At 72.1% G+C, this 18,806-nt stretch carries 17 protein-coding genes; 15 read left to right on the top strand and 2 right to left on the bottom strand.

The window, feature by feature from the left end:
• Window positions 1-266 precede the first annotated feature (266 nt).
• Together AB0E14_RS11490 and AB0E14_RS11485 are read left to right on the top strand one after the other, a co-directional pair.
• Window positions 267-752: a prevent-host-death family protein gene (locus tag AB0E14_RS11490; RefSeq protein ID WP_362415023.1), complete on the top strand. Its 486-nt coding sequence runs from the start codon at window positions 267-269 to the stop codon at window positions 750-752.
• Window positions 749-1,099: a hypothetical protein gene (locus AB0E14_RS11485; RefSeq protein ID WP_362415021.1), complete on the top strand. Its 351-nt coding sequence runs from the start codon at window positions 749-751 to the stop codon at window positions 1,097-1,099. The genes AB0E14_RS11490 and AB0E14_RS11485 overlap by 4 nt, the downstream gene beginning before the upstream one ends.
• 519 nt (window positions 1,100-1,618) lie before the next feature.
• Here AB0E14_RS11485 and AB0E14_RS11480 read toward each other — a convergent pair.
• The gene (locus AB0E14_RS11480) at window positions 1,619-3,187 is read right to left on the bottom strand and encodes a hypothetical protein (RefSeq protein ID WP_362415019.1); all 1,569 of its coding nucleotides are present in this window, start codon (window positions 3,185-3,187) and stop codon (window positions 1,619-1,621) included.
• A 184-nt stretch (window positions 3,188-3,371) separates the two neighbouring features.
• Window positions 3,372-4,553, bottom strand: coding sequence for a pyridoxal phosphate-dependent aminotransferase (locus AB0E14_RS11475; protein WP_362415017.1), 1,182 nt, complete (start codon window positions 4,551-4,553; stop codon window positions 3,372-3,374).
• Between the two features lie 629 nt (window positions 4,554-5,182).
• Here AB0E14_RS11475 and AB0E14_RS11470 point away from each other — a divergent pair.
• The 13 genes from AB0E14_RS11470 (at window position 5,183) to AB0E14_RS11410 (ending at window position 18,755) form a co-directional block, all read left to right on the top strand.
• Window positions 5,183-5,701 (top strand): DUF2617 family protein, encoded by a 519-nt coding sequence (locus AB0E14_RS11470; protein ID WP_362415015.1) that lies wholly within the window; start codon window positions 5,183-5,185, stop codon window positions 5,699-5,701.
• A gap of 96 nt (window positions 5,702-5,797) precedes the next feature.
• Entirely contained in the window at window positions 5,798-7,513 is a 1,716-nt protein-coding gene (locus AB0E14_RS11465) for a polyamine aminopropyltransferase (protein WP_362415103.1), read from the top strand.
• A gap of 208 nt (window positions 7,514-7,721) precedes the next feature.
• Window positions 7,722-8,690: an SRPBCC family protein gene (locus AB0E14_RS11460; RefSeq protein WP_362415013.1), complete on the top strand. Its 969-nt coding sequence runs from the start codon at window positions 7,722-7,724 to the stop codon at window positions 8,688-8,690.
• Window positions 8,691-8,710: 20 nt separating this feature from the next.
• Window positions 8,711-9,511: an aldose 1-epimerase gene (locus AB0E14_RS11455; protein WP_362415011.1), complete on the top strand. Its 801-nt coding sequence runs from the start codon at window positions 8,711-8,713 to the stop codon at window positions 9,509-9,511.
• Window positions 9,512-9,584: 73 nt separating this feature from the next.
• Entirely contained in the window at window positions 9,585-10,133 is a 549-nt protein-coding gene (gene pyrE, locus AB0E14_RS11450) for an orotate phosphoribosyltransferase (protein WP_362415009.1), read from the top strand.
• 224 nt (window positions 10,134-10,357) lie between these two features.
• Window positions 10,358-11,380 (top strand): class II fructose-bisphosphate aldolase, encoded by a 1,023-nt coding sequence (gene fbaA, locus AB0E14_RS11445; RefSeq protein ID WP_362415007.1) that lies wholly within the window; start codon window positions 10,358-10,360, stop codon window positions 11,378-11,380.
• Window positions 11,381-11,459: 79 nt separating this feature from the next.
• Window positions 11,460-12,629 carry a MalY/PatB family protein gene (locus tag AB0E14_RS11440; RefSeq protein WP_362415005.1) on the top strand — a complete coding sequence of 390 codons (1,170 nt, stop codon included), beginning with the start codon at window positions 11,460-11,462 and terminating at the stop codon, window positions 12,627-12,629.
• A gap of 37 nt (window positions 12,630-12,666) precedes the next feature.
• Window positions 12,667-14,118, top strand: a complete 1,452-nt coding sequence (locus AB0E14_RS11435) for an MFS transporter (RefSeq protein ID WP_362415002.1) — start codon at window positions 12,667-12,669, stop codon at window positions 14,116-14,118.
• 25 nt (window positions 14,119-14,143) lie between these two features.
• Window positions 14,144-14,557 (top strand): DUF3151 domain-containing protein, encoded by a 414-nt coding sequence (locus AB0E14_RS11430; RefSeq protein WP_362415000.1) that lies wholly within the window; start codon window positions 14,144-14,146, stop codon window positions 14,555-14,557.
• Window positions 14,558-14,728: 171 nt separating this feature from the next.
• On the top strand, window positions 14,729-15,598 hold the full coding sequence (locus AB0E14_RS11425) for a DUF3152 domain-containing protein (protein ID WP_362414998.1): 870 nt from the start codon (window positions 14,729-14,731) through the stop codon (window positions 15,596-15,598).
• Window positions 15,599-15,711: 113 nt separating this feature from the next.
• Window positions 15,712-16,560, top strand: a complete 849-nt coding sequence (locus tag AB0E14_RS11420; protein WP_362414996.1) for a tryptophan 2,3-dioxygenase family protein — start codon at window positions 15,712-15,714, stop codon at window positions 16,558-16,560.
• The gene (gene kynU / locus AB0E14_RS11415; protein ID WP_362414994.1) at window positions 16,553-17,782 is read left to right on the top strand and encodes a kynureninase; all 1,230 of its coding nucleotides are present in this window, start codon (window positions 16,553-16,555) and stop codon (window positions 17,780-17,782) included. Before AB0E14_RS11420 ends, kynU begins: the two co-directional genes overlap by 8 nt.
• Window positions 17,783-17,885: 103 nt before the next feature.
• Complete coding sequence (locus tag AB0E14_RS11410; RefSeq protein ID WP_362414992.1) at window positions 17,886-18,755, top strand: alpha/beta hydrolase; 870 nt, start codon at window positions 17,886-17,888, stop codon at window positions 18,753-18,755.
• The last annotated feature ends 51 nt before the right edge of the window (window positions 18,756-18,806 follow it).

The following is an 18,806-nucleotide window of genomic DNA, read 5'->3' as shown; positions in this document are numbered from 1 at the left end:
AGCGCCTCGGCGACGGCGTACTGGAACGGCCCTGAGGCCACGTACGTGAGGTACTGCTTCGCCGACCGGACGGCGGTGGTCAGCTCGGGGGTCGCGGTGACCCAGGCCACTTCCTGGCTCCGCGGAGCAGGTCGGTGCCCCCGTGAACTCACTGTCGGCGCAGCAGCAGCGTCGGAGGGGGCGGGTCCTGTCGCAGGAGTAGGGCTTTCAGCTGCTACTCACCTCGCACGATAGAAATCAGAGCGCAATCAGAGTACAGTCTGAGTATGAGCATCGCACCCTTGGCATCCGAATCGGAGTCTGTCTCGTTCACCGATCTGTCGCGGAACCCGAAGGCTGTCGCTGCCAGGGCCGCCGCCCTGGGATGCCTGCGTGTCACGCACCGGGACGCGCCCGACATGGTGTTGACCACGGCCATATACGCAGAGCGCGCCGAGGAAAACCTGACCACCGCGTCCCGACTGTTCCTTGCACTTTTGAAGCAGGACGACGGTGCCAAGTCGCTTTTGCTCGCGCTGCCCGAGGTGTTCCCGTGGGTGCGTCACCTGGACGCTGAGGAAGTCCGGGAATTCACTGTCGAGCTTCTGGAAGCGCTGTCCGACGCCGCTGAGCTGGGCGCCAGGGAGGCTGTGCACCGAGCGATCGTCTCGTGGCGGGCCACCGCTCGCATCAACGCCGACCCCGATCAGCTCAGGGAAGCGCTCCGTCCGCTTGGTGGCGTCGACCTCGGCCCGGTCGAGGTGCACGAGTGAGCCCGAAGAAGGGCGATCGGGTCAGCGTTCCTCCGCTGAGTGGCTGGAACGTCATCCACGGGACGACGGAGGCCGCGACCGGTTGGGAGGAGCTGTGCCGGGTGGCGTTGCCGAACGCCCATCGCTGCCTGGAGGCCCTTCGCACAGACCCGCTGTCGCGGGCCAACTGGAATCGCCAGCATCAGCTCCGCGGCAGGCACGCCACCAGGGAATGGAAGGGCTCCGAGCTGGAGCAGTGGGAGTACGAGATCACCAGCGGCGGCCGGGTCCGCTACCTGGTCAGTTCGGATACCTCGACTGTGATCCTGGTGTACGCCTCTCCGCGACACCCGAAAGACACCGAATAGCGTCCGGCGCTTCGCCCTTACGGAAGGCACAGCGATCCGGGGCGCGGGTTGCGACGGGCTTGGTGGTGCAGGTGATGGGCCGAGCCGGAGGAAGGCGGTGCCAAACCTCCGACCCTGCCGTGAGAGGGCCGTCGCCGGGCTGGTCGCGTTGACGCGACGGCCTCCGGATCAGCTGACCCTGACCGTCCAGGGCGAGGAGTACGTGCTCACCAGGCCGGTGGTGGCCGGGCGGTGGACCCGGAGCGTCCATGTCCCTGCGCGCGAGAAGGTGATCTTCGTTGGGGCGCTGCCATCGGTGGTGAGGGTGGCCCTGGTGAGGGTTGCCCATGTGCCGTCCTTCTGGCGGGCCTGGAAGAGCAGTCCGGTGCCCTGGACGCAGGGGGAGCCGTGTGCGGTGTCAAGAATCTCGCCTTTTGTCCCAGGGAGTGGGAAGCACATCCCTGGGTGCCGTTCGTATCCGCCCTGTCGGCGGTCCTGTCGGCGGTCCTGTCGGCGGCGCGGTAGCCGGCCCGCTCCAGGTCAGCCCGAGGCCAGCTGCTCCGCTATCTCCGCGATCCAACCGGACGTCTTCGCCGGGTCGTTGAGGGTCTCGGCCCACTCGTCCGGCTCCAGTTTGTGCTTGTCTGGGCCGGATTTGAGTGCGATGAGCAGGGACCTGGCGGACTCCCGCATCTCGGCCGTGGTGTTCCCGGAGATGTCGGGGCCCGCCGCCAGGGCGTAGATCTCCCGCGCCATGGCCTGGCGTTCCCCCTTCGACACCTTCTTCCAGAACTTCAGCGCGTGCTTCAACGACTCCGTGCGGGAAGCGGCCTCCGCCGGGGTCTCGCCCTGCGGTGCCCAGCGCTCGGGGTGGTGGACCTCTTCGTAGCGCTTCGTGGCGGCGCGGAGCGCCTTGTACATGGTGACGCCGAGGACGAGACCGGCCCCGGCCCCGGCGAGGCCCCAGCCGACCGGGTTGCTCGCCAGCCCGACTGTTCCCGCCGCGACCGCCGTCACGACGCCGGATGCGGCCTTGACGGACTCGCCCGCGCCGCCGGCCGCCTCCTTGCCGATCTTGGTGAGCTGCTTCTTCTTCGCGTACTGCTGCACCTTGCTCAGCTTTTCCACGTCGTTCTCGGCGCGCTGGAGGTTCTCGCCGGCGTCACGGGCTTCGGCCATCGCCTCCCAGGCCGCGTCGATGGCCTCGGAAACGAGCTCCAGCCGTCCCGGGCCCTCGTACTTCCAGTAGCTGTCCAGCGCGACGTAAGCCTCCGCTGCGGCCCAGTTGGCCTGCTCGCGCGCCTCGTTCAGCCGTGCCAGTGCCCCCGCCTGGACGAGGTGGGGATCTCCCAGCTTTTTGATCTGTTTGTACTTGCTGGCTGCTCCCCTGATGCGGAAGGCGGACCGCATGCCCTTGATCGCGCCGATGGAGGCGCTGGCGATACCGCTCGCCTCGGATGCCACTGCCGCGTCCGCCGTCTTCTGGATCTTGGTCACCTCCTTGGCGATGGCGGCGCTGTAGCTTCCCGAACCGGCGGCGCCGATGACCGTGTCCACCCCCTTGGTCTTGGCCTTCTTCTTCGCCTTGTGGTGGTCGGCCCCGGTCTCGTGCTTCTTGGCGTCCTTCATGTTCTTGTACGCGTCCATGCCGTTGACCACGGTGCCGGCGGCCTCCGTGAGGAGGTTGCCCGAGGCCGCGGAGGTCCCCGAGGCGGCGGCGGAGTGCTTGAGGCTCTCATTGGCCGCGACGGCGGCCTGTTGGGTGAAGGCCGCGTTGGTGGGGGTCTGGAAGCCCTTGATGAAGGTGTCGATGGGTTCGAGATTCTTCTTGAACCTGTCGAGGAGCGCGGCGATCCGGTCGCGGTAGTTCTTCTTCGCTTGGGGGGCCGCGTCGCCGTTCGCCGCCGCGTTCCCTCTCTCGGTGTCCCGGAGGCGCTGCACCATCGCGGTCGTGGCCCGGTTGCCGACACTGGACTGCATCTCCAGTAAGGCGCGCTCCAGCGGGCGTGCGGACGTACTCCCGGTCCGGCTCCCTCCCTCACGGGACCGGGCAGACGTCAGGACCGCTGCGGACTGCCGTGTCGAGGTGCGGTGGATCGGCGTGCTCATGGATGTACCTCTCCTGTACCGGACCGGGGCGAGGCGAAGGTAGCCAGGCCTGGCCAACCGGAGGGGTACGGCGGAGAAATTCCCCACGGACGCTGTGGGACGGACCGAACGCCGCTGGCGCGCCAGGCCGTTGCGGGCCTGACGCACCGTCGTGTCACGTGCATGAACGTGAAGGGGAGCGAGTTCAGGAAGCCAGGCGCCGCAAGCGGCTGCCGGCCTCGATGAGGACGTCGTCCTTCTTGCAGAAGGCGAAGCGGACCTGGCTGCGGCCGGCGGCCTGGTCGTCATAGAAGACGGAGTTGGGGATGGCGACGACGCCGCAGCGTTCGGGGAGGGCGCGGCAGAACGCGTAGGCGTCCTTCTCGCCGAAGGGGGTGATGTCAGTGGTGATGAAGTACGTGCCCTGCGGCAGGTAGACCTCGAACCCGGCCGCGCGCAGGCCGTCGCCGAGCAGGTCGCGCTTGCGGTGGAGGTCGGCGCGGAGGCTGTCGAAGTAGCTGTCCGGCAGCCGGAGCGCCTCGGCGACGGCGTACTGGAACGGCCCTGAGGCCACGTACGTGAGGTACTGCTTCGCCGACCGGACGGCGGTGGTCAGCTCGGGGGTCGCGCTGACCCAGCCGACCTTCCAGCCGGTGAACGAGAGCGTCTTGCCGGCCGAGCCGATGGTGACCGTGCGCTCGCGCATCCCCGGCAGGCTCGCGATCGGCAGGTGTTCGGCGCCGTCGAAGACCAGGTGCTCGTACACCTCGTCGGTGACGACGAGCAGGTCGCGGGCGACGGCCAGCTCGGCGATCGCGGTCAGTTCGGCGCGGGTGAGGACGGTGCCGGTGGGGTTGTGCGGGGTGTTGAGCAGGATCAGCCGGGTCCGGTCGGTGACGGCGGCCCGCAGCTCGTCCAGGTCGAGGACGAAGCGTCCCTCGTGCGGCCGGAGCGTGACCGGGACGCGCGTGCCGCCCGCCATCGCGACGCAGGCGGCGTACGAGTCGTAGTACGGCTCCAGGGCGATCACCTCGTCGCCCGGTTCGACGAGGGCGAGCAGGGACGCGGCGATGGCCTCGGTGGCGCCCGCCGTGACCAGGACCTCGGTGTCGGGGTCGTAGCTCAGGCCGTACCGCCTCAGCTGGTGCTCGGCGACGGCGGTGCGCAGCTCGGGGACGCCGGGGCCCGGCGGGTACTGGTTGCCGCGGCCGTCGCGCAGCGCCCGGACCGCCGCCTCGCGGATCTCCTCGGGGCCGTCGGTGTCGGGGAAGCCCTGACCGAGGTTGATCGCCCCGGTCCGCGCGGCGAGGGCGGACATCTCGGCGAAGATCGTGGTGCCGAACTCGGCGAGCCTGCGGTTGAGCAGCGGTCGTGTCATGTGCGTCATCCTGGGCCGAAGCTCTGGACTTCCTCAAGTGCGCTTTGGGCGTGTGCCGGATCGGGCATCCCCCTCGCACAGACCTACGGGGGTGGTACAGATGGAAATCCTTTTCGCGATGTTCATCGTCTTCATGATCGCGGTGGGCGTGGTGTCCGCGATCAGCGGCAGCCGGCGGGGCAGGCGGCGGGGCAGGCGGCGTGGTGGCTGGGCGGACGGTGGCGGGGGCGGCTGCGGTTCGGACGGCGGGTCGTCCTGCGGAGGCGGCGGTGGCTGCGGCGGAGGGGGCGGGGGCGACTGACCGGGGGGTGATCGACTCGGGGGCGACTGTCACGGGGCAGTCGCCCTCGCGAGCACCAGGTGCCCGGCGTTCCAACATCCGCCGGGCACCTTCGTGTTGGAGCCTGGGGACCGGGTTCGTTTGAACAATTGAACTGTGGGGTCCCCGAAGGGGATGGAAACCACGGCAAGTTGGGTAAAAACGCTGCGAGTCGCTCGAAGTCCGTGATTCCCTCACTGTTGATAGAGACAGCCCTCGGACCGTGTGTGGACCCGAGTCGGCGATCCCCCACTCCCGTTGAACCCTTCTCCGGGGCGCCCCCGGCCCACCCGTCAAACCGTGTTTGCGGAGCCGACCCATGCTCACGACCCTGAAAACTTCCTATACCGACACCCGTGCGGCCGATCTGGCCTGGGCTCTCGGGCGCGAGCCGCTGCCCGCCCTCGCCGTGCTCGACCTCGAACTGACCGGCGCCAAGCTGCAGTTGCGCCTGCTCGGCGCCTCTCACCAGGTGCTTCTGGAGGAAGAGGAGCGCCGTTGCTCGGAGACCGTCGCCTGTATGCCCGGCAGCAGTACGCCGCTGCCGCTGGGCGTGTCCAAGCGGATCGGCGGATGGGAGTACGAATTCGCCGCCCGCGTCGAGAAGCTCAACCACGGCTCCTTCGCGGGCCGTGCCCAGGAGTTGCTGGCGCTCGTCGCCGACCATCCCAACGGCCTCGCGGGGACGTTCCCCGGCTCCCCGCACGCCTTCACGGCGATGCTGGCGCAGCGCCACGAAGGCCAGGTGCGGTGGCGCACCTGGCACGCGTACCCGCAGGAAGGCCAGTTGGTGGTCACGCGGACGCAGATCGGCGCACGTATGTCCGCCGCGCTGTAACGCGCCTCCCGTACGCCTCAGGTGCACTCGTGTGGGTGACAAGCGGCGACAGATGTGTGACGTAGCGTTACGAACATGATCGATCCGCCCCTGACCATGCCACCCAAGAGGGTGACGCGGCTGCCCGTTCGGCCGAGCACGGTGCGGTATCCGGTCCTGGTCGTCGTCTTCGTCTGCGCCGCCTGCGGTCTCGTCTACGAGCTGGAACTGGTCGCACTCGCCTCGTACTTGATCGGCGACTCCGTCACGCAGGCCTCGGTCGTGCTCTCGGTGATGGTCTTCGCGATGGGCGTCGGCTCGCTGCTCGCCAAGCGGCTGCGCTGCCGTGCCGCCGTCGGCTTCGGCCTGGTCGAGTGCGGTCTCGCGCTGATCGGCGGCTGTTCGGCCCTCGTGCTGTACGCGGCCTTCGCCTGGCTGGGCGAGGCGCGGTACGTCCTGGTGGCGTTCTCGCTCGCCATCGGCGTCCTCATCGGTGCGGAGATCCCGCTCCTCATGTCGCTCATCCAGCGGGCGGAGTCGGCGCGTTCGGCCCGTCTGTCCGGGGCGCGCGAGAAGGACAGCGCCGCCGATCCGGCCGGGACCGTGGCCGACCTCTTCGCCGCCGACTACGTGGGCGCGCTGGTCGGCGGCCTCGCCTTCCCGTTCCTGCTGCTGCCCTGGCTCGGCCAGCTCACCGGCGCGCTCGTCACGGGCGCGGTGAACGCGGTGGCGGGCGGCGGCCTGGTGCTGTGGCTGTTCCGTCGCGACCTGACCTGCCGCTCCCGGGCGCTGCTGATCGGCGCGAACGTGGCCGTCCTCGCCGTCCTCGCCACCGCGACCGTCCTCGTCGACGACTTCGAGGACGCCGCCCGCCGCGCGGTGTACGGCGACGACGTGCGGGTCGCCGTGCGCACCGACCTCCAGGACGTGGTGGTGACGGGGGAGCGCGGCAGCCCGCCGGACCTCTTCGTGAACGGCCGGCTGCGGGCCGGCGGCGCGGACGCCGCCCGGTACCACGAATCGCTGGTCCACCCGGCGATGAACGGGCCGCACGCGCGCGTGCTCATCCTCGGCGGCGGCGACGGCCTCGCCGCCCGCGAGGTGCTGCGCCACGCCGGGGTCCGCTCGGTCACCGTCGTGGAGGTCGACCCCGGAGTCGCCCGGCTCGCCCGCACCCACCCCGAACTCACCGCGCTCAACGGTCACGCCCTGCGCGACCCGCGTGTCCGGATCGCCTTCGCGGACTCCTTCCGCTGGCTCCGCGAGACGGCGACCACCGCGCCGGCGCCGGGGGCGGACGGGCACGGGAGCCGCGGCGAGGGACCGCGCGAGCGGTACGACGTGGTGATCTCGGACCTTCCCGACCCGGGCATCTCGGCCGGCGCCAAGCTGTACTCGGAGGAGTTCTACGGCCTGGCCGCCCGGGTCCTCGCCGACGACGGGCGGCTCGTCGTGCACGCCGGTTCGGCCGCCGCCTCCCCCCGTACGTACTGGACCGTGGACTCCACCCTCCGCGCGGCCGGTTTCGCGACCCGCCCCTACAGCGCGCACGGGAGCGGGGCGTACCTCGCCTCGGGTCCCGACCGCGCGGACCGCTCGGGCGGCGCGGACACGGGAGCGGCGGGGGACGGCGGCGCGGCCGACTGGGGGTACCTGCTCGCGGCCGCCGGCACCTACCCGCCCGAGCTGGCGCTCCCCGCCGGCACGCCCCCGCTGCGGTCCCTGACGGCAGGGTCCCTGGTGACGGGTGTCCGGGCCGTCGAGCGCACCCGGGACGAGCGGGCCGCCCCGCCACCGCCGTCGACGCTGGTCCACCCGCGCTACGGCGGCTGAGCAGCCGGCCGCCACGGCGGACCTCGACGTGGCCGGGGCGCGGGGCCGGGGCGCGGACCGGGGCGCGGGACCCAGGGCGCGGACCGGCGGACGTGTCCGGGGGGCGGGGCCGGGGGCGGACCGGTGGGCGGGGCCGGGGCGCGGACCAGGGCGCGGGACCGGGGCGAACAGGCGACGGCGGGGCCCGGGCTGAGTAGGCTCGGCTTCCATGGAGCATGAGGTGTTCGTTCCGGTACCGGCCGAGGTTCTCCGCGAGACCCTGACGGACCCCGCACGGGTGGCGCGCTGCGTCCCCGGCCTCCAGCAGGACGCCGACGCGGAGGCGGGCCCGCTCGCGGGCCGGCTGAGGATCCGGGCCGGCGGCCACACGATCACCTACCAGGGCGTGCTGCGCCTGGCCGAGAAGCGCGGGCTCGTCGCCGTCGAGGGCCAGGGCACCGAGGTCCGCGGCAAGGGCACGGTGCGGCTCTCCCTGTCGATCGGGCTCACCCCGGTGGCCGACGGGACGACGCTCACCTTCACGGGCACCGTGAAGCCCGAGGGCCGGCTCGCCGACCTCCCGGAGGAGGCGCGGGAATCGGCGGCCCAGCGGCTGATCGAGAAGTTCACGACCGCGCTGGCCGCCGCCGCGGAGAACGGTGGCGGCGCGACGAAGGAGAGCGCCGGGGAGGCGGAGGTGGCTTCCGCAGCCCCCGCCCCGGCTTCGCCGACCGACACCGGCCGCGACACCGACGCGGACGCGGACGCGGACACGGACGCCGATGCCGATGCCGACACCCACGCCGACCTCGACGACGAGGCCGACAGTGACAGCGACGGGGTCGACGACGGCGTCGAGGAGCCCCGCCGGCCCGAGTCCTCGGCGCCGTCCGTCTTCGAGACGCCCGTCCCCCCGCCGTCCCTGGACCCCTTCCAGGGCGGCGAATTCGAGGACGGCGACGCGCCCGTCGAGTACCCCGCCGAACCCCCGGCCGCCGAGGCCGCGCACGCCCGGCGGACGATGATCGGGCGAAGCGCCGAAGAGGTCGACCACGCGCCGCCGCGGGGCCGGTACGCCCCCGTCCCCGCCCCGGAGACCAGTACGGCCGGCGCCACGCTGCGGTGGATCGCCCCCGCCGCCGCCCTCGCCATCGCCTCGGCGGTCGTCGTCGGCCGGGCGCTGCGCCGCAAGCGCTGAACCCCGTCTACTGTCGGGGCGTGAGCAAGCAGACGCGACTGACGGCGGGCGACGCCGAGTTGACCATCAACCCCGACAACGGCTGCCGGATCGAGAGCCTGCGCATCGGCGGCACGGAGCTGCTGCGCCAGGGCGAGCGGTACGGATGCTTCCCGATGGTGCCCTGGTGCGGACGGATCGAGCTGGGCCAGTTCCGCGACGGCGGAGTGAAGCACCAGATGCCCCTCAACTCCCCGCCGCACGCGATCCACGGCACCGGCCGCGACAGCGTCTGGAAGACGGCCAGGACCGCGGACGCCGACGGGGCGCGCACGGCGGCGTTCACCTTCGAGCTAGGGGACCCGTGGCCGTACACCGGCCGGGTCACCCAGACCTTCGCGCTCACCGAGGACGCGCTCACGCTGCAGCTCGGGGTGGAGACGTACGACGCCTCCTTCCCGGCGCAGGCCGGCTGGCACCCGTGGTTCAACCGGACCCTCGACGGCGGCGCGCCGGCCCGTGTCGACTTCACGCCCGACTGGCAGGAGGAGCGCGGCGAGGACCACCTCCCCACCGGGCGGCGGATCGGCCCCACCCCTGGCCCCTGGGACGACTGCTTCGGGATGCCGGACGGCGTCGACGTCACGCTCACCTGGCCGGAGCAGCTGGAGCTGAAGGTGACAAGCCGCGCCCCCTGGGTCGTGATCTACGACGAGCAGGAGGCGGCGGTCTGTGTGGAGCCGCAGTCCGGCCCGCCGAACGGCCTGAACACGCTCCCGCGGTACGTGACCCCGATCGAGCCGCTGGAGATCGCGGCCACCTTCGCCTGGCGACGGCTCTGACGAAAGGCCCTGGGGGAATCCCGGGCCGAAGGGGAGAACGGACGGCCGAAGGGGAGGCCCTAAGCTCGTGAGCATGACTGACGTACGCGCTGACCTGCTCCAGCAGATCAAGGACAAGGCCGTGGTGCACGGCAAGGTGACCCTCTCCTCGGGTCTGGAGGCCGACTACTACGTCGACCTGCGCCGGATCACGCTGGACGGCGCCGCCTCCCCGCTCGTCGGTCAGGTCATGCTCGACCTGACCGCAGAGCTGGAGTTCGACGCGGTGGGCGGCCTGACGCTCGGCGCCGACCCGGTCGCGACGGCGATGCTGCACGCCTCCGCCGCCCAGGGGAAGCGCCTGGACGCCTTCGTCGTCCGCAAGGCCGCCAAGGCGCACGGGATGCAGCGCCAGGTCGAGGGCCCGGACATCAAGGGCCGCCGGGTCCTGATCGTCGAGGACACCTCCACCACCGGCGGCTCCCCGCTGACCGCCGTCGAGGCGGCCCGCGCGGCCGGTGCCGAGGTCGTCGCGGTCGCCACGATCGTGGACCGGGCGACGGGCGCCGGCGAGAAGATCAGCACCACCGCGGGCGTGCCGTACCTCTACGCCTTCGCGCTGGACGAGCTGGGTCTCGCCTGATCGACGCAGAGTGACCGAGGCGAAGTCGTGACTTAGGTCCCGGGACGTCCCGTCGGCGTCTCTGACCTGGGGCTTTGGGCGGGGCGGAGTGTTTCACGTGAAACGCTCCGCCCCGCACGTCTCGGTGTCCGCACAAGAGTCTGGAAAGATGGGCCCCGACGATGACGTCGCCCCAGGTCAGGGTCAAGTAACGCACCCACCCGCACATCACAAGGAGCGGACGAATGCCCATCGCAACCCCCGAGGTCTACAACGAGATGCTCGACCGGGCGAAGGCAGGCAAGTTCGCCTACCCGGCCATCAACGTGACCTCCTCCCAGACCCTGCACGCCGCGCTGCGCGGCTTCGCGGAGGCCGAGAGCGACGGCATCATCCAGATCTCGACCGGTGGCGCCGAGTTCCTGGGCGGCCAGCACAACAAGGACATGGTCACGGGCGCCGTCGCCCTGGCCGAGTTCGCGCACATCGTCGCCGCCAAGTACGACATCACGGTCGCGCTGCACACCGACCACTGCCCGAAGGACAAGCTGGACGGCTACGTCCGCCCGCTGCTCGACATCTCCGCCGAGCGCGTCAAGGCCGGTCAGAACCCGCTCTTCCAGTCGCACATGTGGGACGGCTCCGCCGAGACCCTCGCCGACAACCTGGCCATCGGCCAGGAGCTGCTCGCCAAGGCCGCCGCCGCCAAGATCATCCTCGAGGTCGAGATCACCCCGACCGGTGGCGAGGAGGACGGCGTCAGCCACGAGATCAACGACGAGCTGTACACCACCGTCGACGACGCGATCCGCACCGCCGAGGCCCTGGGCCTGGGCGAGAAGGGCCGCTACCTGCTCGCCGCCTCCTTCGGCAACGTGCACGGCGTCTACAAGCCGGGCAACGTCGTCCTCCGCCCCGAGCTGCTCAAGGACCTCCAGGCGGGCGTCGCCGAGCGCTTCGGCAAGGCCAACCCGTTCGACTTCGTCTTCCACGGCGGCTCCGGCTCCACCGCCGAGGAGATCGCCACCGCGCTGGAGAACGGCGTCGTGAAGATGAACCTCGACACCGACACCCAGTACGCCTTCACGCGTCCGGTCGTGGACCACATGTTCCGCAACTACGACGGCGTCCTGAAGGTCGACGGCGAGGTCGGCAAGAAGTCCACCTACGACCCGCGCACCTGGGGCAAGCTCGCCGAGGCCGGCATGGCCGGCCGCGTGGCCGAGGCGTGCGCCGCGCTGCGCTCGACCGGCACGAAGCTGAAGTAAGCACGGCGGGTTCGATCCGTTGACGAAGGGCCCGGCACCCCGCGGTGTCGGGCCCCTTCGCGTCCCCAGGGAGGTCCGAGTGACGACGACGTACGACTTCGACCGTGAGATAGGCCGGCAGGGCACCTGGTCGGTCCAGTGGGACGGCATCGCGGACCGCTTCGGCGTCTCCGACCTGCTCCCCTTCACCATCTCCGACATGGACTTCGCCTCCCCGCCGGAGGTGCTGAGCGCCCTGAAGGAGCGGGTCGAGCACGGGGTGTTCGGCTACACCGACTGGCGGCTCGGCGAGTTCCGCGGGGCGATACGCGACTGGTACGCGACCCGGCACGACACCGCGATCGACATCGAGACGCTCGTCTACGCGCCGTCCGTCCTCAGCCAGCTCTCGCAGCTGCTCCAGATGTGGACCGAGCCCGGCGACGGCGTGGTCGTGCACACCCCGACGTACGACGGCTTCCGCAAGGCCGTGACCGGCCTCGGGCGCGAGCTGCGGGGCGTACCGGTCGGCGACCTCGCGGCGCTGGACGCGGAGCTGGCGCGGCCGGACAGCCGACTGCTGCTGCTCTGCTCGCCGCACAACCCGACGGGACGGGTGTGGCGGGAGGAGGAGCTTGCGGAGTTCACGCGGCTCGCCGAGCGCCACGGGGTCGCCGTCATCAGCGACGAGATCCACGCGGACCTCGTGGCGGACGGCCACCGCCATCTGCCCTTCAGCCGCTTCGCCGAGACCTCGGCGGTCCGCCGCTGGGCGCTGATCACCTCCGGGACCAAGGCCTTCAACTTCCCGGCGCTGAGCGGCTCGTACGGGATCGTCGGCGACCCGGGCGAGCGGACCGCGTTCATCCGCCGCATGGAGACCGGCGAGGGCCTCGCCTCCCCGGCCGTCCTCTCGCTGACCGCCCACATCGCCGCGTACCGGCACGGTGGCCCCTGGCTGGACCAGCTGCGGACGTACGTGGCCGGCACCATGCGGCTCCTGGAGGAGCGGCTCACCCAGGGCCTGCCGGGCGTGACCTGGACACCCCCGCAGGCGGGCTACCTGGCCTGGATCGACCTGCGCCCGCTCGGCATCGACGACACCGCGCTGCAGCTCGACCTGGTGGAGACCGAGAGGGTCGCGATCATGCCGGGCAGCGTCTACGGTCAACCCGGCTTCGTCCGGCTGAACGTCGGCTGCCCGCGCAAGAAGGCGGAGCGGGGCGTGGACGCGCTGATCCGGGCGGTGAACCGGCTCCGCACGACCTGACGTGCACAGGTCCGTCCCCGCGAGGACCATGGCAGGCATGGACATCCGGCTGAGCTCCCGCACCGGGCGGTGGATCGTCTTCACCACCGTGCTCGGTTCGGGGATGGCGCTGCTCGACTCCACCGTCGTCAACGTCGCCCTGCCCCACATCGGCGAGGACCTCGACGCCGACATGGCCGTCCTCCAGTGGACCGTCAACGCCTACATGCTCACCCTCGCCGGGCTGATCCTGCTCGGCGGGGCGCTGGGGGACCGGTACGGGCGACGGCGGGTGTTCGTCATCGGGATCGTGTGGTTCGCCGCCGCCTCGCTGCTGTGCGGGCTCGCGCCCAACGCGGGGGTCCTGATCGCCGCCCGCGCCCTCCAGGGCGTCGGCGGCGCGCTGCTCACCCCCGGTTCGCTCGCGCTGATCCAGGCGAGCTTCCACCCGGACGACCGGGCCAAGGCCGTCGGGCTCTGGTCCGGTTTCGGCGGGGTCGGCGCGGCGATCGGGCCGTTCGTCGGGGGCTGGCTGGTCGACGGTCCCGGCTGGCGGTGGGTGTTCCTGCTCAACGTGCCGCTGGCCGTGCTGTGCGTGCCGGTCGCGCTGCGGCATGTGCCCGAGTCGCGCGACGAGTCGGCCCACGGCCGCTTCGACGTGCTCGGCGCCTTCCTGGGGGCCGCCGCGCTCGCCCTGGTGACGTACGCGCTGATCGCCGAGGCCTGGTGGGCCGGCGGGCTCGGGATCGTGGTCGGGGCGGCGTTCGTCGTCCTGGAGCGGCGCCGGGAGGAGCCGATGGTGCCGCCGTCGATCTTCGCGTCGCGCCAGTTCACCGTGGTCAACCTGGTGACCCTGTGCGTGTACGCGGCGCTCGGCGGCTTCTTCTTCCTGGCCGCCCTCCAGCTCCAGGTGGTCTCCGGCTACTCGGCGCTCGCGGCGGGCACGGCCATGCTGCCGACGACGATCCTGATGCTGCTCCTGTCGGCGAAGTCGGGCGAGCTGGGCGAGAAGATCGGGCCCAGGATCCCGCTGACCGTGGGGCCGCTGCTGTGCGCGGTCGGGATGGTCCTGATGCTGCGGGTCGGTGAGGACGCCTCGTACGTCGAGGACGTGCTGCCGGCCATGGCCGTGCTCGGTCTCGGCCTGACCGTCCTGGTGGCCCCGCTGACCGCGACCGTCCTCGCCTCGGTGGACGTGGCGCGGGCGGGCCTGGCCAGCGGGATCAACAACGCGGCGGCCCGGGCCGCCGGTCTTCTGGCGGTGGCGGCGCTGCCGGCGCTCGCCGGGATGGGCCCGGAGGCGTACCGCTCGGCGGAGGAGTTCGGGGAGACCTTCCGGCGGGCGATGCCGATATGCGCCGGGCTGATGGTGGCGGGCGCGGTCCTGGCCTGGGCGACCGTGCGGAAACCGGCCGCCGAGGCGGACTGCCACCCCGAGTGCAAGGTCCACTGCGGGGTCACCTCGCCCCCGCTGGACCCGGGGGAGCAGAAGACCGAGCGCGAGCGATGACGCCGCGCTGAGGCAGACTTGCCCCATGGCCATCCACGAGAACCTGCTGGGGGGACCGCCCCCCACCCACCTGCCCGACGACCCGGAGCCGCGCGAGCTGCTCGCGGCCGGCACGGCGCCCGCGGACGTCGCCGCGAAGTACCCGACGTCGTCGCTGGCCTGGGCCCAGCTCGCCGACGAGGCGTTCGAGGGCGGTCGCGTCGTCGAGTCGTACGCCTACGCCCGTACCGGCTACCACCGGGGCCTGGACGCGCTGCGGCGCAGCGGCTGGAAGGGCCACGGCCCGGTGCCGTGGGAGCACGAGCCGAACCGCGGCTTCCTGCGGGCCCTGCACGCGCTGGCGCGGGCGGCCGGGGAGATCGGCGAGAAGGACGAGTACGAGCGCTGCTCGACGTTCCTGCGGGACTCCTCTCAGACGGCGGCCGAGACCCTCGGCTGACCCGTTCCGTACGCACGACGCGCCGCGCGCCCCCCTGGGTCGCGCGGCGCGATGCGTTCGAGGCTGTTCGAAGGGGCCGGTACGATCCTTCGGACCGTTGTACCGAGAGCAGCCGGCGCAGAGGCCCCACCCTCTTCCCCCCAACCGGCCGACGCAGGGGAGAAGTCTGTCTTGGGCAAGCGCGCCGCCGCACCCGCGAGCCGGGGACGCCGCCAGAGTCGCCGACGCCGCCGCAGCCCCCTGGGCCGCCTCGTCCTGCCGACCCTCGCGCTCGTCACCCTCGCCCTCGGTGGGGGCGCCGCCCTCGCGCACTACACCGGCACGGACTCCGGCGCCGCCGACCCCCGCGCCGCCGCCCCGACGACGCACGAGCCGACCACGGCGGCCCCCACCACCCCCAAGGCCACCACGCCGACGCCGGCGCGGACCACGGCCAAGCCGACGCCGAAGCCCAAGCCCAAGAAGACGACGGTGCCGGCGAGCGGCCCCGGTACCTTCGCCAGCGCCGGGACGTCCGGCAAGGCCGTCGGCACGGGGGGCACCCTGCGCCGCTACCGCGTGCAGGTCGAGGACGGCCTGGACATCTCCGCCGCCGAGGCGGCCGCCGAGATCGAGCGGATCCTGGCCCACCCGCGCGGCTGGGCCGCGCACGGCCGGGGCAGGTTCCAGCTGGTCACCGAGGACGCCGACTTCGTCATCCGGATCGCCACCCCGGCCACCGCCGACCGGCTCTGTCTCGCCGTGGGCCTCAACACCCACGGGGAGCTGAACTGCGAGACGACGCAGGGCGTCGTGGTGAACCTGAGGCGCTGGGTGCTGGGCTCGCCGACGTTCACCGGCACCCCCGCCGAGTACCGGCATCTGATCATCAACCACGAGGTCGGGCACGAGATAGGCATCCGGACGCACATGACCTGCCCGGGTCCCGGGAAGCTCGCGCCGGTGATGATGCAGCAGATCAAGGGCCTCAAGGGCTGTCTTTCGAACGCGTATCCGTATGACGAAGACGGGAGCTACATAGAGGGCCCGATCGTGCCATGATGCGCATGGGACCGCGCGCGACGAGGCGGGCGGGCCCGAGGGGACCGGGGCTCCACTTTCACTCACGGAAGGAGCGGACCGCTACCCGGTAGTTGCGTATCGAGGAGACAGAAATGTCCACCTTCCCCGATGCCTCCGGAGCCGGATCGGTCGACGCACCGAACCTCGACTTCGCGGGCACGACGCCGTACGAGGACTACGTACAGGCGGACGTACTCACCCACCTCCAGCACCTCCGCTCCGACGACCCGGGCGAGATGGTCTTCCTGGTCACGACCCAGGTCATGGAGCTGTGGTTCACCGTCATCGTGCACGAGTGGGAGACCGCGAGCCGCGCGCTGCGCGAGGACAGCATCCCCGTCGCGATGGACGCGCTCAAGCGCTCCGTGCGCGAGCTGGAGGCCCTGAACCACTCCTGGCGCCCGCTGGCCCAGCTCACCCCCGCGCAGTTCAACTCCTACCGCGCGGCCCTCGGCGAGGGCTCCGGCTTCCAGTCGGCGATGTACCGGCGCATGGAGTTCCTGCTCGGCGAGAAGTCCGCGTCGATGCTGGTGCCGCACCGCGGTGCGCCCCGGGTCCACGCCGAGCTGGAGAAGGCGCTCCAGGAGCCCAGCCTGTACGACGAGGTCCTCCGGCTCCTCGCCCGGCGCGGGCTGCCCGTACCGCAGGACGTGCTCGACCGCGACCTGGCGAAGAAGTACGAGCCGTCCCCCCAGATCGAGGAGATCTGGGCCGGGATATACGCCGACACCGACCAGAACACCGAACTCGTCCGGCTGGGCGAGGCGCTGAGCGACGTCGCCGAACTGGTCTGGCGCTGGCGCAACGACCACCTCGTCGCCACCCGGCGGGCCATGGGCTCCAAGACCGGCACCGGCGGCTCCGCGGGCGTGGCCTGGCTGGAGAAGCGGGCGCAGAAGAACGTCTTCCCCGAGCTGTGGACGGCGCGCAGCCATGTCTGAGTCCTTGCGCGAGAACGCGCTGCTCCGGGACGCCCACGACCCCCTGGCCAAGCTCCGCGAGAAGTTCGTCCTCGACGAGGAGACCGTCTACCTCGACGGCAACTCGCTGGGCGCCCTGCCCGCGCACGTGCCCGACCGGATGGCCGACGTCATCACCCGCGAGTGGGGCCGTATGCGCATCCGCTCCTGGGACGAGAGCGGCTGGTGGACCGCGCCCGAGCGGATCGGCGACCGCATCGCCCCGCTGGTCGGCGCCTCCCCCGGCCGGATCGTGGTCGGCGACTCGACCAGCGTGAACGTCTTCAAGGCGGTCGTCGCGGCCACCCGGCTGAGCACCGACGACCGGGACGAGATCCTCGTCGACGCGACGACGTTTCCCACGGACGGGTACATCGCGGAGTCGGCGGCCCGGATGACCGGCCGCCGGATCGTGCCGGTCGCCCCCGAGGAGATCGCGGCCGCGGCGGGTCCGCGCACGGCCGCCGCGCTCGTCAACCACGTCGACTACCGGACGGGTCGCCTCCACGACCTGCCCGGGATCACGGCCGCGCAGCACGCGGCGGGCGCCCTCGCCGTCTGGGACCTGTGCCACAGCGCGGGCGCGCTGCCCGTCGGCCTGGAGGAGCACGGGGTCGACCTGGCGGTCGGCTGCACGTACAAGTACCTCAACGGCGGCCCCGGTTCGCCCGCGTACCTGTACGTCGCCGAGCGGCACCAGGCGGCCTTCGACTCCCCGCTGCCCGGCTGGAACTCGCACGCCGACCCGTTCGGGATGACCCCGGGCTACGCGGCGGCCGAGGGCGCGGTGCGCGGCCGGGTCGGCACGCCCGACATCCTGTCGATGCTGGCCCTGGAGTCGGCGCTCGACGTCTGGGACGGGGTCGCCGTCGAGGACGTACGGGCCAAGTCCCTCGCCCTGACGGACTTCTTCGAGGAGTGCGTCGCGGCGTACGTCCCGGCCGGTCGCGTCACGTCCCTCACGCCCGGCGCGCACGCCGAGCGCGGCAGCCAGGTCGCGCTGCGGTGCGCCGAGGCGCCGGCCGTCATGGCGGAGCTGATCAGGCGCGGGGTGGTGGGCGATCTGCGCCGCCCGGACGTGCTCCGGTTCGGCTTCACGCCGCTGTACGTCGGCTTCGCGGACGCGGAGCGGGCGGCGCGGATCCTGGCGGAAGTGCTGGTGGACGTACCTGCCGAGGCGGCGGCGGAGGTGCCCGCCGTCTGAGGTCGGACGGTCCGATCATCGCTTGATCTGTGGGGGCGTCAGTGCTGATACGGTCCCCGCAGGTCAGGCCGATTCGGCCCCGTCCCCGAGAGGTTGGAACAGCATGCCGGACCCCGCCGCGCGCGACGCCGCCGAAGAAGCGTCGGCGTTCTCGCACCCGGCCGTCGCCCCGGACGCCTCCGCAGCGTACGGCGATCACCCCGACCAGGTCGTCGACTTCTACGCGCCGCGCGACGGCCGGCAGCGGGCGCCGCTCGTCGTCGCGCTGCACGGCGGTGCCTGGCGGGCTCCGTACGACCGGCAGCACCTCACCCCGTTCGTGGACTTCCTGGCCCGCCGGGGCTTCGCCGTCGCCAACGTCGAGTACCGGCGCGGCGGCACCATCCCCCGTCAGGGCGGTACGGGACCGGTGGCGGGACGCTGGCCGGAGACCTTCGACGACGTGGCCGCCGCCCTGGACGCCGTACCGAGGCTGGCGGCCGAGCACCTGCCGCAGGCCGACCCGCGCCGGATCGTCCTCACCGGCCACTCCGCCGGCGGCCACCTCGCCCTCTGGGCGGCGGCCCGCCACGTCCTCGCCCCCGACGCCCCCTGGCGGCTTCCCACGCCGCCCGCGCTGCGCGGCGTGGTGGCCCTCGCCCCCATCGCGCACTTCGACCGGGCCGTGGAGCTCGGCGTCTGCGGCGGAGCGGTGACCGAACTCCTGGGCGGCGAGGGCGAGTTCGACGTACGCGCCCGGCACGCCGACCCGGCCCTGCTGCTGCCGACCGGGATCGCGACGGCGGTCGTCCAGGGCTGCGACGACATCGTCGTCCCCCAGGAGGTCGCCGACGCCTACGTCGAGGCGGCCGCGAAGGCGGGCGAGACCGTCGGCCTCACGCTCCTCCCGGACGTCGGCCACTTCCCCCTGATCGACCCGGCCGCCGACGCCTGCGCGATCGTGGCGGAGGAGATCGCCCAGCTCGCGTTCTGAGCAGGCGGGGCCGGGAGCACGCACGCGTAGTACTTGGGACGGACGCGGGAG

It is taken from the genome of Streptomyces sp. NPDC047981 (assembly GCF_040653315.1).
In the GTDB taxonomy this organism is placed as follows: Bacteria; Actinomycetota; Actinomycetes; order Streptomycetales; family Streptomycetaceae; genus Streptomyces.
Note: the sequence above shows the minus strand (reverse complement) of the source record. Positions and strands in the feature narration are given on the sequence as shown.